Annotated in this window: 12 protein-coding genes; 3 read left to right on the forward strand and 9 right to left on the reverse strand. The window is 62.3% G+C overall.

The features are described from left to right. Positions 1-108 precede the first annotated feature (108 nt). The 7 genes from KRZ98_RS16365 to KRZ98_RS16395 form a co-directional block, all read right to left on the reverse strand. The gene (locus KRZ98_RS16365; protein ID WP_217674507.1) at positions 109-930 is read right to left on the reverse strand and encodes an arginase family protein; all 822 of its coding nucleotides are present in this window, start codon (positions 928-930) and stop codon (positions 109-111) included. Between the two features lie 576 nt (positions 931-1,506). After that, the gene (locus tag KRZ98_RS16370) at positions 1,507-2,196 is read right to left on the reverse strand and encodes a GntR family transcriptional regulator (protein WP_217674508.1); all 690 of its coding nucleotides are present in this window, start codon (positions 2,194-2,196) and stop codon (positions 1,507-1,509) included. 84 nt (positions 2,197-2,280) lie between these two features. Then, positions 2,281-3,135 (reverse strand): alpha/beta fold hydrolase, encoded by an 855-nt coding sequence (locus KRZ98_RS16375; RefSeq protein WP_217674509.1) that lies wholly within the window; start codon positions 3,133-3,135, stop codon positions 2,281-2,283. Next, positions 3,132-4,073: a hypothetical protein gene (locus KRZ98_RS16380; RefSeq protein WP_217674510.1), complete on the reverse strand. Its 942-nt coding sequence runs from the start codon at positions 4,071-4,073 to the stop codon at positions 3,132-3,134. The genes KRZ98_RS16375 and KRZ98_RS16380 overlap by 4 nt, the downstream gene beginning before the upstream one ends. Next, positions 4,066-5,367: a M20 family metallopeptidase gene (locus KRZ98_RS16385; RefSeq protein ID WP_217674511.1), complete on the reverse strand. Its 1,302-nt coding sequence runs from the start codon at positions 5,365-5,367 to the stop codon at positions 4,066-4,068. Before KRZ98_RS16385 ends, KRZ98_RS16380 begins: the two co-directional genes overlap by 8 nt. A gap of 88 nt (positions 5,368-5,455) precedes the next feature. Then, positions 5,456-6,325, reverse strand: coding sequence for an alpha/beta fold hydrolase (locus KRZ98_RS16390; protein ID WP_217674512.1), 870 nt, complete (start codon positions 6,323-6,325; stop codon positions 5,456-5,458). Next, positions 6,325-7,536 (reverse strand): Rieske 2Fe-2S domain-containing protein, encoded by a 1,212-nt coding sequence (locus KRZ98_RS16395; protein ID WP_217674513.1) that lies wholly within the window; start codon positions 7,534-7,536, stop codon positions 6,325-6,327. The genes KRZ98_RS16390 and KRZ98_RS16395 overlap by 1 nt, the downstream gene beginning before the upstream one ends. A gap of 218 nt (positions 7,537-7,754) precedes the next feature. Here KRZ98_RS16395 and KRZ98_RS16400 point away from each other — a divergent pair, with 218 nt between their 5' ends. Both KRZ98_RS16400 and KRZ98_RS16405 read left to right on the forward strand, forming a co-directional pair. After that, a complete protein-coding gene (locus tag KRZ98_RS16400; RefSeq protein WP_217674514.1) occupies positions 7,755-10,208 on the forward strand; it encodes a TonB-dependent receptor in 2,454 nt (817 codons plus the stop codon). A gap of 60 nt (positions 10,209-10,268) precedes the next feature. Further along, on the forward strand, positions 10,269-11,009 hold the full coding sequence (locus KRZ98_RS16405; protein ID WP_217674515.1) for an aspartate/glutamate racemase family protein: 741 nt from the start codon (positions 10,269-10,271) through the stop codon (positions 11,007-11,009). 105 nt (positions 11,010-11,114) lie between these two features. Here KRZ98_RS16405 and KRZ98_RS16410 read toward each other — a convergent pair whose 3' ends face one another. Together KRZ98_RS16410 and KRZ98_RS16415 are read right to left on the reverse strand one after the other, a co-directional pair. Further along, positions 11,115-12,155 carry a phenylacetaldoxime dehydratase family protein gene (locus tag KRZ98_RS16410; RefSeq protein ID WP_217674516.1) on the reverse strand — a complete coding sequence of 347 codons (1,041 nt, stop codon included), beginning with the start codon at positions 12,153-12,155 and terminating at the stop codon, positions 11,115-11,117. A gap of 15 nt (positions 12,156-12,170) precedes the next feature. Beyond that, a complete protein-coding gene (locus tag KRZ98_RS16415; RefSeq protein WP_217674517.1) occupies positions 12,171-13,223 on the reverse strand; it encodes a carbon-nitrogen hydrolase family protein in 1,053 nt (350 codons plus the stop codon). Between the two features lie 226 nt (positions 13,224-13,449). Here KRZ98_RS16415 and KRZ98_RS16420 point away from each other — a divergent pair, with 226 nt between their 5' ends. Then, positions 13,450-14,328 (forward strand): NmrA family NAD(P)-binding protein, encoded by an 879-nt coding sequence (locus KRZ98_RS16420; RefSeq protein WP_217674518.1) that lies wholly within the window; start codon positions 13,450-13,452, stop codon positions 14,326-14,328. Positions 14,329-14,369: the final 41 nt, after the last annotated feature.

Here is a 14,369-nt window from a genome sequence, read left to right on the forward strand (position 1 = left end):
CCGGGGAATAGCGGCGGAGGTCGCGGTCGGCGCCGCGCCGGGAGGCTGATCAGCCGGATTCGAGGAAGGATTGCGGATCGATAGGGTTCGCCGCGATTTCCACTATGGCTATCCCTGACTCGCCCCGCCTGTCACCGGCCAGATGGCATCGAGGAGTCGATCGGAGTCGTTGGGTTCGCCATCGGGCCAGCAATCCTCATATTCGGCGATTTCGAGGCCAAGCACGTCATGTTCCGCAAGGGTCTCAAACGCCTCGCGCAAATCGGCATAGGAAAGACCGTTGGGTGACTGATATTCGGTCGCGATCAGGCCTGCATCCAGAACGTCGCAGTCCAAATGCACATAGACGCGACGGCCATTGATCGCTTCGGCCAGACGGCGGCCCAAGCCAGGACCGGCCCGAACCAGCGCGATCTGGCCGCTGTCGATCCGCTTTTGCTCAGGAGGGTCCAAGTCCCGCGCGCCGACAAGGATCGCATTGGCAAGATCGAAGCCGCCGCCAAAGCCGGTGTCCCATTCGCCGGCGGCTCCAGTCAGGATCATGCCGCCGAGATAGTTCGGGCCGGTCGTGTCCCCTGCGACCGGAACATTGCAGTCTCCATGGGCGTCGAACCATATGACGGCGGCGTCGGGGTAGCGTTTGGCGATGAGCGGCAACGTCACTATGCCGGCGGCGCACCGACCCATTGTGAGGATGCCCTGCTTTCCTTGTTCGAGTTGGTGGGCGGTCCGCTCCGCAAGCTGCCGCAGGTTCGGTTCGGCGGCTTTCAATTGTTCCGACCAACCGCCTTCGACCAGGTTCGTGAACGACCCGATCGTCTCCGGGGCGATGCCGAGCCGGTGGGCAAGATCACCCCCCAAGCTGACGGCACCCCGCATACCGCGCTCGTTTCGATCGCCGGCATTGCCAGCATAGATTGTCAGCGTCATGCTCTCCTCTTGCCTCCATAGCGCCATGCCTCCATCCCCGCCTCACAGTGAGGATGGAGGCGACGATCTGTTCGATCCATGCGAGCGGCAGAACATCTATTTTAATTGTGCCTGACTATCACCTTGGTGCTTCGTCTCGAACGTCTGCTATACCCACCAACGTCCCTCGGCCCGGACTTCGTTCTTCCAAAGGAAAGCGTCTGCGGCGATGTCGCCGAATGACCACCTCATTGCCTGAGAGACTTCCGGCGTTGTTTCAAGAACGATCTCAGGCCCGATGTTTCGTGCCACAAAAGTCCGAACGACGTGGTGCATCGGACCGATCAACGTCAATCGCCAAGCGTCCAGCACGGGATTGTAGAAGAGGATGCTGGCGCCACATTCATAACGAGCGCCGGAATTGCACTGTGCTCAGGGTGGCACGGTCCACACGTCCTGAACGCCGCGTCCCTCAAGCACCCAGGAAGTGCCATTCGCCTGCCTCGGTCCGACAGACATTGCCGGCCTCGTCATACCAGCGCACTATCAGATTCCAGCTTCCGATGAACGGCGCGAAGATTTGTGGCATCCTCCGCATCAGTTCGGGTCGCAATCTTCGCTGTCGTTTGCTATTTCCATCATGGCCGCGACCAAGGTCTCCTCTGTATACCGCAGATAGGATCGCCAGAGGCCCTCAGCCAGATCGCCATCGCTTACCGAAATAGCGTCGCGTATCTGGATTTGCCGTTTCACGATCTCGTGCCTCAGTTCCATGTCCTTGAGCGTGGAGGCGCGAATGAAATTGAGGTGGTTTGCGAACTGAGAAATCAGTTCCCGAAGGGGAACGTTAGAGATCGATCCGAAAACCGCAGAGCGGAAAACCTCGTTCGCGCGCGCAAACTGCCCGGGATTGGGATCGGAGGCCGCAAGCTTCTCGCCCTCGATGCCGCCATTGATCTCATCCACATTTGTCGGCCCATATTCAGCGGCGGCCATCCTGACGGCAGGCGGCTCAAGCAGCATGCGGACAGCAATGATCTGCCGAACCTCCTCCACCGTGGGCGTTGGCACAACATAGCCGCCACCCGGCCGGGAACGCAGAAGACCTTGTTCGGTCAGCTGATTGAGGGCTTCCCGAGCTGGCGTCCGCGAAACTTCGAGGCGTTCAGCGAGAACCTGCTCGGTGAGCCGGTCCCCGGGCGCAAACAGCCCGCGTTGCAGTTCGTCGAGCAATATGCCCACCACCTGCTCCCGTAGGGTTGCCGACTTCTTTGCAATGGTGGCCAATGTCCTGCTCCTGCATCCTTCTGGTGGGCGGCCCTGTATACCGAATACGAGCGTCAATCAATTGAGACTGCGCGCAGCGGAGCCTCAGAGCGGTGAAGCGTCGAGGAAGGCGACAGACATGGCATTGAACCTGCCGGACTGCTCATGCTGCGGCCAATGCCCGCACGCGTCGAACAATTCCAGCCGGGAGTCTGGGATGGCGGCGTTCATAGCAGTCGCCTCGGGAATGTCGCCGAAGGGATTGTTGCGGCCCCAAACAACGAGCGTTGGCGCTGCAATCCTGGCGAGATCGTCCGGCCGCAGGATGTTGCGCTGGCGTATGTCCATTTCCTGGAGCGCCAGCAGCCGGTCGATATTGGCGACGAAATCCGGCTCATGATAGATTCTGTGCCGTATCTCGACGAGTTCCTCTGTCGCGTCCGCGGCGTCATGCATGAGCAGTCGCAGCCGGCCCCGGGTGAGTTCGATGTCGTCGGTCAGCACTGCGCGCCGCGTGCTTTCCTTGATTCGCTTCATTACCTCGGGGTCCGCCTTGGTGCCCCCTGCCGCCACCAATTGCAGACTTCCCACGCGATCGGGATGATGGATGGCGATCCAGCCGCTGACCCAGCCGCCCAGCGATTCGCCGATGAAATGCGCGCGCTCGATTCCTTGGGCGTCGAGATAGTCCAGGACATGCCGGCCATAGTCGGGGATTTCCCTGGTCGCGTCCGGCTTGTGGGTATATCCATGCCCCAGCATGTCGATTGCGTGGCACCGATACCCCGCCTCGACATGAGGGACGATGTTGCGGCTGAACGCCTCTAGATGCCCGCTTGTGCCGTGGAGCATGATCACATCATCACCCTCGCCGGCGATCAGGGCTCTGGTGCGGACACCGGCGGCGCTGACAAAGCTCAGGGAAAACCCGGCGCCGATGAGGTCGGTCCATATCGTCATGAAGATGCTCCATTGGGTATGATGGCCACCGCCATGCCGGTGAGCCATTCAGGCATGGGAGAATAAGCGAGTGCTTGCCCGGGCTGATGCGCCATGACTGCGGCCATGGTCAGCCAGGTTCTAATTTCGGCGGCGCCGTTGCCGGCCGCGCGCACGAGGGCATTGTCATTGAGGGTCTCGGCGAGCGCGGCGACCTTCCCGCCTTCAACGGCGTTGAGAAACGCCCGATCAAATTCCTCGTTCAACATGGCTGGCGCGCCGGTCACGATCGCGCGGCGGCGGGCTTCGAAATCCCGCCAGCGGCCGCGCCCTTCGCGCCAGGAGTCGACAAGGAAATGATCATCGTCGCTCTTCGGCGAGCGCCAGTCCGGAAATGGCAGGGTATGAGACAGCCCACCGGTGCCGATGACCGCCACTCGCCCGAGGGTGCTCGACAGCAACGCCTCGCGCAGCGCCCGGCCGAAAAGCCGGGTGCGGGCCAGGGAGGGCAGCGGCGGCGCGAAGCAGTTGATGACGATCGGCACGATCGGGACTGAAATCTCCTTCATCAGCCACTGATACGCATGGCTGACGCCATGATCGACCGTGAGGCGGGTCGAGAAGGCGATGTCGAAATCCCGCGCGACCAGGAATTCGCAGATGTGCCGGGCCACCGCCGGGGCGGAAGGCAGACCGCCTGCGGGCGTGCCATGCTCTCCGCCGGAAATAACCTCGTCCACGCCGATGGTGAAGGCCGGCATCAGGTCAAGCCAGAATCCGCGGAAGTGGTTGGAACCGATAATGACGACGGCCTCCGGCTCAGCGGCGGCGAGCCGCCTTGCCGCATCGCGCAGCGCATCGCGGAAACGATGTGCCCGGTCGAGATGATCGACCGCGTCCCAACATGTGTTCATGAGCGTTGTATGGGACGCACCGATGCCCAGGACGATTTCAGCCACCCTTCTCTCCGTCCGGTGGGCGATTGCAGGTCACGAGCGCGCTGTGGACCAGGAGACGGGTCAATCGCTCCATATGCGGGAGGTAGGCGGCGTTCATCCCGAGCTGAAAATCGGGATCGTCGAGCGGCGCCTTGGGCAGGCCGATCCGAGCCGTCGGCACGCCATGCGCGCGCAGGATGTTCGCGTCGGTCGCGCCCGAAAGTCCGGGTGTGGCCGTGTGGGCTCTGCCTTCTATCTCCTCCCATCCCGCGATGGTGGACCGGATGATCCAATCGCCCTCCCGCGTGGACGTCCCCGGAATCGCGAGAAGCCGCCGCCAGCATAGGTCGATCCCTTCGCTTGCCGCCAATTCCTCGAGGATCTGGCCGATCGCTTCATCCGCTTCGTCGGGAGTCGTGCGCGGGCTCAGCCGCAGATCGAGCCGGATGCGGCATTCCGCGGGCGTGAACGCCGCTGTCCGCGCCGTGCCGCCTTCAATGAAGGAAACCACGCCTTGCGGTGCGACGAGGCCGGAACGGTTCTGTTCGGCCCAGATGGGGAACCATTGTTCGAGTGACCGGACCACACGGCCCATATGTTCGATCGCATTCGCATAAGGCAGCAAATGTCGGCTGCCGACATAGCTATGCGTTCCCCGCACGCGGACCTCATACCAGGCGAGGCCGACCTCTTCCCAGGACACCGCCCAGCCGGTCTTGGCGATGATCGCAAAGTCGGGGAGCGGGCTGGCGGCCAGCATATGCGCGCAGCCCACGCCATGGCCCGTGTCCGGGACCTTACCCTGCCGGCTGTCGGTCGGCATGCCGCCCGCGCCGAAGCCGAGACGCAGTTGCCCCGCCAGCGGCGCCTTCGCACGGGCCAGCGCTTCCGCCGCCATCAATATGCAGGCGGCGTGGCCCTTCGGGTTCTGGGCGCCAAGTCCGAACAGCGTGTCGCCCTCTCGCCATGCTTTCGCACGCATATCCGTTCGGAGCGTTTCGCCCGCCCAGGGCAGATCCTCCGCGGCGTCGTTCGACGTGACGGTGTCGATCGGGCTGTAGAGCAACAGCGAAGCGCCGCCGCCCGATTCGCCCAGCCATCCAACGGCATTGGACTGGTCAACCTGTATTCGCTGCTCATGCGCTTCGATTCCAAGATCGGCGAGATGCGCGGCGATGCGGCGCGCGAGCGGCGCCTCCCCGCCAGTGGGCGAAGGCGTGTCGACGAGCATGGTCAGCGTTTCGGCGAGCCGGTCGCGGCTGATATGCGAACAGGCCTGCTCGAACGAGCGGCGCAAGGCGGGCGGCAGGCTCAAGGACGGCGGTCCCGGTCGGGCGCGCCGATCCATGTTCCGCTGGCGCGGACCAGCAGCCAATAGACGAGCATTCGCTTGAGCAAGGCCATCAGTCCTGCCCGTCCGGCTGATCAAGAAAGGACCGGACGATGAGGTAATAATGCTCGGGCCTTTCCTCCTGGAGATGATGCGAGCAGGCATCCAGTATGTGAAGCTGCCCGCGCTGGACCATGCGCGAGAGCATCAGGGCATAGTCAGGCTGAAGAAAGGCATCGTTCATTCCCCAGCAGAACAATGTCGGGCACTTCACCTGGGCCAGTTCCGCGGTCAGATCCTGCCATTCGCCGCGAGGGCTGTCGGATCGGGCGGCAAGGGCCATTTCGTCGGGATCAAGGCTTTGGCGATAGCGCATCTCCACGGTCTCCCGCGGAAGCAGGTCGACGTTATGCCATTCGAGGCGCGCGATGAGCTGGCGCATCTTCTCAAGCGTCGGCCCTTCGCCGCCATAATAGATGTCGCGTGCGTTGCGGCCGCGCCGTCCGCCTTCCGGCAACGGGGCCAGAGGGCCATAGAAGACCGGCATGGATCCGGTGATCGTCAGGGAGCGGACCCGGTCGGGATATTGCGCCGCCAGGCAAAGGGCTATCGTGCCGCCCCATGAGTTGCAGACGAAGTCGGCGCGTTGGATGCTCAGGGCATCGAGCAGCCCGGCGATGGAGCAGGCATGAAAGGTCCACATCGGGCCGAAGATCGGCGCCTTGTCCGACCTGCCATATTGCAGCAGATCGGGAAGGACGCACCGACGATGCCGGGCGAAAAGCGGTGCGACAACGCCAAAGTCCGACCATGCCGTGCAACCCGGGCCGCCACCGTGGAGAAAGACCGTGGGCGGCCCCTCGCCCATTTCCGTGACATGATAGGTTCGGCTGTCTACCGGCAAAAGGCGGCCGCCGGGCGCTGGGGCGGGCGCGAGCTGCATCAGGCTTCTCCCCCGTCGGATTGCGCGGTTCTCGTCGGTGACGCCGGCGCCTCATCAGAGCCGAGATCGATATCCGAGAACAGCCGACGCCACTCGATGACCGAAACGTCGGGCCGATAGAGGCGTTCGGGCGGCGCATCGGTCTGCGCAACCATCCAATGGTCCTGACCGGAAAACTGCCCATGGAACAGCCAGCGGATGACCGTGAGATAGTGAAGATAGAATCCCAGGCGCGCGAGGCCTCGCTTGAACTGCACCATCAGGCCGACATAGCGGGTGCGCTTCTCGTCGATCGGAACATAGAATTCATAGTGGATGAACTGCGGATAGGCGATCCGCAACACGCCGGGCAGCGACAGTGAAGCGAAGCCCTTGAGCGGAAGCGAGGCGATATAGGGATCGCTGCGCGCCGAGCCGCCGGTATTGCCGAGCATCTTGCCCTCGGTGTAGCGCGGCTTGAGCTTCCACCAGCGCCTGTTCGTCCATCGGCCGAGACCTGGGAAATCGGCTTCCCAGTGTCGTTCGTCCTCCACGCGATAGAGCCAGCGACCGTCGCGCTCGATATGTATCCTGTTCCAGGTCGGCATGACCTTGAAGATGCGCCACAGCGCCGTGCGGTGCAGATATTTGGCATGCCCCTCGTCGAAGCCGTTTTCGGCGTAGAGACGCCAGTTGCCGTCGCGCTCTTCGATACGGCCGCCGACAGCGAATGGCGGCGGCGCGACCAACTCCTCCGGCAGCTGATCGTCCAACGGATGCGGAGGGCGATCACCGACGAATATCCAGACGAGCCCGAGCCGGTCCTCAGCGGCATAGGTGCGCACCGCCACAGCCCCGCACATGCGCGAATCCGGCCCGTCGGTGATGGCCGCCACCATTTCGCCATCGGAGAGGCGATAGGTCCAGCCATGATAGGGACAGCTCAGCGTGTCCGGAAACTGCTGGCTGCCCTGGGAGAGCCTGACGCCGCGATGCGGGCATCTGTCCTGCAACGCATGGGGCTTGCCGGCCTGCGAGCGCATAAGGACGATGTTGAGCCCGCAGACCCGCACGGCCAATGGCTTCCGGCCTACCTGATCGGACCAGGCTACGGGATACCAATAGTCATGCAGCCCTCCGGCTGCAGCCTGATATTTCGGCCAGGAATCCCAGTTCCGGCCCGAATCGAATTTCCACCCCTCCTTGCGGCGCGTGGTGTCGGCATCGCTCATGCAGGTCTCTTGTTCTTAGTGGCCAAAAATAGATGTATACCGAATACATTGGTAATGCCAACGAGTGTCAGCGCCTCACCTAATCGCCCGCGCAACCGCCCTTGACAGAGATCGAATCCGGTATACGGTGCACTATATGGCTCATAAAGCGCCATGACCAGCAAAAAGAGGGGGACTTCGGGATGGTGAGACATTTTGCGCCTCGTAGGCGGTTGGGGTTGCCTGGAGGGCGCGACAGGCGAGACCAGAAAAGCCGATCGCTGACCGGCACGCTGTTCAGCACCGCTGCCCAAGCGGCAATTGCGATCATGGCCGCGGGTACCACCCAGGTCGCCCTGGCGCAGACAGCGAGCGACCAGGTTGGCGGCGATGGCGAGATCGTCGTCACGGCACAGCGCCGCGAGCAGAGCATTCAGGATGTCGGCATTGCGATCACCGCGTTCAGCGGCGAGCAGCTGAGGGAAATGGGCGCAAGTTCCTCGATCGACATTGCGAGATTGACGCCGGGCCTTTCCATTTCGAGCACTTCGGGCGGGCAGAACTCGCAATTCTCCATCCGTGGCGTCGTGCAGAACGACTTCGGCGACTTCATTGAGGGGCCGGTCGCGGCGTATGTCGACGATACCTACATCCCCAATCTCAATGGTCAGCTGTTCGGCACATTCGATGTCCAGCGCGTGGAAGTGCTTAAAGGGCCGCAGGGCACGTTGTTCGGTCGCAATGCGACCGGCGGCCTGATCCATTTCATTCCGAACCGGCCATCCGACACGGCCAACGGATTTCTCGACCTGAGCTATGGGCGCTTCAACCACGTCCGGGCCGAAGGCGCGATCGGCCTTCCGCTTAGCGAGAAGGTTCAGATCCGCCTGTCTGGCCTGTTCAACCGCTTCGATCCGATCCTCAAGAACATCTATCCCTATGGTGTCAGCTCGTTGGTGGCCGGCACCACGCCGCCTGGACCGAAATGTTGCGAGGACCTCTGGAACGATAACACCGTCGCGTTGCGCGGTCAGATCCAGTTCGAGCCGACCGAGCGTCTTACCATCCGTGCCACCGGCTCTTATGCGCGCACGAGGTTCGGCGAAAATCCCTACAATGCAACGGCCACGATCGGTGTGTTCGATGCCGAAGGCCGGCTGGTCAACGTTCAGTTCGCCGGCCCCAACGAGACTCGCATGAACATCGGACCCAATGGCGAGAATGTCGGCACGAACGGGCTGCCGACCGCGCAGATGCGTCCGACGCCTGGCGGCGACTTCTTCGGCTACCGCGCGCCCAGCGCCAAGAGCCTGACAATCTCGAAGGACTGGGCGCTCGACGATCTCAATCGCCTCAAAAGCTATGACGGCGCGCTCCACTTGAACTACGAGTTCGACGGGGCGGAACTGGTCTCGATCAGCAACTATCGCCGCTTCTTCAGCGTGCACGGCACGGACGTCGACGCAGGCCCCGAGAATCTGATCAACTTTCTGGGCGACAGCCGGCAGCGCAGCTTCTCGCAGGAGGTCCGGCTCGCCGGCACGGGCAAGGGGGCTTTCCGCTGGGTGACGGGCTTTTACTATCTCTATGTCAAGACGAACGCCTATTCCGGCTTCGTCGCCCCGAGCAACTCCATCTTCGCGGCAAGCTTCGGCCCGCCGTTCGCGACCGATGGCATCGACCTCATCAATGAAATCCATCTTGAAACGCGATCGGTCTCCGGCTTTGGCCAGATCGAATATGATTTCGCGCCCAAGCTGAGCTTCATCCTGGGCGGCCGCCTCATTCGGGAGCATCAGGAATACAGCTTTGATTCCTTCGCGCACGCCAATGTCGACGACTATGACTTCGATCATGGCCCGGCCCTGTTCCCTCTGCAGGATTCCTTCGCCGACAAGCGTTCCAAGACGCTCTGGGCCGGCAAGGCACAGGTCGAATATCGGCCCGACAGCGACACGCTGCTGTATTTGGGCGTCAGTCGCGGCGTGAAAGGCGGCGCCTATAACGCGGCCCTGCCCGACGGATCGCCCTCGCTGTCGCCCGACCGCATCCCCTACCGGCCGGAAACGCTCACCGCCTATGAGCTGGGCCTCAAGGCGACTTTTCTCGACGGCAAGGCGACCTTCGACGCGGCGACCTATTATTACGACTACAAAGACTATCAGGCCTTCACCTTCGCCAATGTGTCCGGCATCGTTTCCAACAACGATGCGCGCGTCTATGGCTTCGAGGCCTCGCTCAACCTGCGGCCCGTCAGGGGCCTCCACATCGGGCTCGGCGTCTCGCTGCTCGACGCCAAGGTCTATGATCTCGAGCTGGCGCCCGGCCTCATCACGGATGTCAAGCCGAGCTTCACGCCCGGCAAGACCTTCTCCGGCCAGATCGCCTATACTGTCCCGCAGAAGGTCCTGGGGGGCAACGTCTCCTTCAACCTGGACGGAAGCTGGCGCAGCAAGGTCTACGGCAATATCCGCAATTTCGACGCGGACGTGATCGACGCCTATTTCCTCGCCAATGGCCACGTCTTTTTCACGACCGGGGACGAGCGCTACAAGATCGGCTTCGGTGTCGAGAATATCCTCGACAAGCGTTACCGTAACGTCACATTCAACCTCGCGACACTCTGCGGCTGCAACGAGGAAAGCTACGGCACGCCTCGTTGGTGGAATGTTTCGATGCGGACGAGTTTCTAGGCGATGGATAGCGCAAATTGCGGCGATGCGGGAGGGAAGAAAGACGTGAATCGAATCCGGATGATCCTTCCTGTGCCGCTGCCACCCGAAGCGCTTGCCAATTTCGCCGCGCAGATTCCCCAGACGCTGCGGCGGCCGGACATAGATCTGGAATTTGTCGGCTGCCGGACCGGCGCATCGCTTGTCGATAGCGCCTATGAGTCGACGCTGGCCGATGCCTTCGTGCTCGATGCTGGCCTCGATGCCGAAAAGGAAGGCTGCGCGGCCGTGTGCAGCTTCTCGACCAGCGATTCCGGGATCGCCGCCCTGCGCTCCTGCCTTTCCATTCCCGTGGTCGGCGCGGCGCAGGCGGCTTTTTCGCTCGCGATTCAGCTCGGCGGTCGCTTCTCCGTGGTAACCATGTGGGAACCCTGGCGCCGGGCGATCACCGAAACGATCGCAAAATATGGTCTGGCCGGTAGGGTCGCGTCCGTCCGGCAGATCGGTGTCCGCCCCGACACGCACGAACTGCTGAACGGCAAGGAGGATATCGTCTTCGCCAAGCTGGAAGCCGAGGCGCGCGCTGCGATCGAGCAGGACGGGGCGGAAGTCATCATGCTTGGCTCGACGACCATGTACCAGTCCCACGCCTATCTTGCTTCGGTGCTTCCCTGCCCCGTGATCAATCCGGGACTTGCGGCGTACAAGGCCTGCGAAACGCTGATCGACCTCGGCCTCGCGCAGAGCAAGATCGCCTATCCCGCGCCGGGAGTGCTGGCGAGCAACCCTTTCCAGCCGATCCCACCGGTTTTCCCCAACTGAAAGCCGCAGCCGGATTTTCCCGGCACCGGTTTACAAGCGGCAGTCCGTATCGAACGATCTTCATCCGATTTTGTCGATGGGTGGCAATCCTCACAGCGGTCCCCGTCAAGCAGCCGACACGCTCATCGGGCCGAGACGCAGAAGGCCCACGGCACCGGAGCAGTTGACATATTCCGCCTCGCTCCCCTGATCGAGGATCAGCACTTCATGCCAAAGCTGCAGGTCCAACTGATAGGCGCGCGCCCGGATCATCTCCTGCGCCTTGCGATAGATCGCTTCGTGCGTGGGATGGTGCCAGGCCCATTGCTCGAGATGATGGAGCGAGAGGAAATAGGCCGTCGTGAACGTCTGCTCGAGCGGCGCGCCGGTCGCGACATCCAACTGCCGCATCGGCCGGCAAGACACACAGCCCATTTCAGCGGGGTGCCCAATCAGATATGCCATTCCTTCATCGAGGACAGGTTCGACCAGCGTCCGGTATGTCAGCAACTCATCGGGGCTGGACCGCGTCCAGTCCTGGCCCGATCGGATCATGGCCATGTTGTCTGCGAAGCGCCGGCGGACACGGCCCCCCAAGCTGTTGTTTTCAGTCGCGGTCGGCTCTTCCCAGGCTCGGGTCGGCGCGAAATCGTCACTCGCCGAGTCAGGGATCCGGTCCCGCGCGGCGCCCCAATAGCCGATCTCGGGGATTGGACCCCGCAGCGCCGGCGCGGCCCGGGTCACGCCCTTTTGAGTCGCCGCAGGGTGGATCGTGGACGTGTTGGATTCGAGGCGCCGGACGGGCTGCACATGCACTTCGCGCCAGAAGCCGGAAGGACCCGTTTGGCGATCGGCATGGTCCCACCAGGCACCAAAGCCACTCGTTCCCCACCAACTTCGATAGCTGTTCGCCGAAAGCCAATAGGTCAGATAGACGTCATTGTGCCGTCCATCATGGTCTACGAAGGCTGCACGCTCCACAGTGGCCGGCGCCGCCTCATGCGCCAGCGCGGCATTCATTGCACGGGAAAGAACCCCGATGCTGGCGCCTGATGGAAGCTGTTCGGCGAAATAGGCGACAACGATATTCTCGGTTGCGTCGGCAAAATCGGGTATCCACACCGGATAGGGCGGGGTCCAGTTCTCCGGCATCCGCTTTTCGGGCATGTTTCTAAATCCGTCCTAGAGTCCGGCCACGTTCGGTTCTGGCGGCACGATTGAGAGGAGCGCCGACGCCTCCGCGAGTTCCTTGGGTTTGGATTCGCCCGACGGAACGACGTCTCGGAAAACGACCGCGCGGCGAGGGCTGCGATTGAACACGAGTTGTAAAACATCGGCCCTTGCATAGTGGCCGGCCGGATCGTTCGCCATGCGGGCAGCGCCAATCAGCGAAAGGTCGCAGTCCGCGATAACGAGGCCCTCGGTGTCGGGGTCAAGCGGGCCGCCGATCGTCTTGCCGTTGGGGTCGATAATCTCGGAATAGCCGCCCCCGACACGCAACAGGCTCGCGCTGTGCTCGTCATCACACAGCATCTCTACGGTCTCCGCATCGGTGTGCGGACCCACATGGATCACGAAGGTCTGGGTTTCCAGAGCATAGGAGCGGGATGCCGCCAGATTGGCCTCGGCGCTGAACGAATGCATTATCCCGGTATAGAGCGAGAAGCCCGGCCAGGCCGAGACGTGGATCTGCTCGTTCAGATAATTCATCGCGAAACGGGTGAGCGGCTGAAGATGCTCCCAACAGTTGAGCGCGCCGACATTGCCGAACTCCGTCTTGACGACAATGATGTCGCTGCCATCGCCTTCGCCCCAAACGGCGCGCTCGTTATGCGTGGGCTTGAGCTTGCGGCGATGCCCGATGATCCGCCCTTCGGGATCGATGAAGAGTTGCGCCAGATAAAGACTGCCACGATCTTTCTCGGTGAGGCCGATCACCACATATATGCCATTGTCGCGCGCTGCCTTGCAAAGGCGATCGGTAGTCTGGCTCGGAACTTCGACCGCATTTTCATAGAGGCGCTGCGCGAACGGAAAGCCCTTGATCGGGGAGACCAGATATATCCACCAGGGATAGCCGGGAAGCCATGCCTCGCCGAACCCGATGAGATTGACGCCTTGCTTCGCGGCAAGCGCGATATGCTCGATGGCCTTATCTACGGTCGCCTCCCGATCGAGGAAAACAGGAGAAATCTGCGCGGCGGCAACGCGGATGCTTTTGGCGGGATCAGTCATCGGAACTCCAGTCGCCGTGCACACGGCATCGAGTCAGAGGCAATCTTGTCGAATCGGAACATGGCAACCTTACTCCCTGGAGTAAAGCCTGTATGTATACCGAATTCCGAGATTCGGCCGTACATATGCAACGCTCGGCGGTATCGATGCCCGGCGCATAGCGGTTTACAGTGGCCGCGCGATGCACTAGAGACAGTATACCGAATACATTAAGGGGAATGAGCGAATGTCCTCAATGATCGTCACCGTGTTCGGTGGAACTGGCCTCGCGGGAGGCGCGGTCTCGCGTCATCTTCTCGAAGCCGGCTGGATCGTGCGCGTTGCAACCCGAAACGCGGAGGGCGAGGCAGCGCGTTTGCTTGCAGCGCTCGGCGCAGAGCCTGTGACGGCCGATCTCGATGACCGGGCCTCGGTCAGAAAGGCGATTGCCGACGCGTCCGCAGTCTATCTGTCAGGACCGTCGCTGGGTAGTCGATGGGACATTGGTCAGGCGGTACAGGGCATCAATGTTTGCGACGCGGCTGCGGAAGTCGGAACGCCGCATCTGATCTACCAGTCTGCGGTGACCGCCGATGCCAAGGGCGTTCTGGCGATGGGATCCAAGCGAGCGATTGAGGAGCGGATCGCGGAACTGGAGGTCCCCACGACGATCATCCGCCCCGGATTGTTCATGGACATCTTTCTGGAGAGGTTTCGCATTCGCCCGAGCGAGAATTGCCACGAGGTCGCCTTGCCGCTTCCGCCGGAGGCGATGCTGGACGTTGTCTCAGTCGACGATATCGGGCGGTCTGCTGTCGTCATCGCTGCCGGTCCCGCACGCCATGCGGGGCAGATATATGAGCTCGCCGGCGAGCATGTCAGCTTTGCCGGCATCGCGGAAGTCTTCTCGGAGGAACTTGGCCTTCCCGTGGCGGCAGCGAGCGTTCCGCTCGATCAATTCGGCGCTCAGTGGCCACAGGGCGTGGGATTGTTCCGGTTGATCGGCAGTTTGCGAGCATTGGCGTCGATGGAGTCCGGACGCGCTCTGTTGGGTCCGATGGAAAACTTCCGTTCATGGGTTTCCCGGCATCGCGAGTTGCTGCGCAAAGGTCTCGACAACAAGTGACGGCCTCGTGAGCTGATGGTTCCATCCCCCTTTCCGGTGAC

Source organism: Sphingobium sp. AS12 (assembly GCF_019097845.1).
GTDB lineage: Bacteria > Pseudomonadota > Alphaproteobacteria > Sphingomonadales > Sphingomonadaceae > Sphingobium.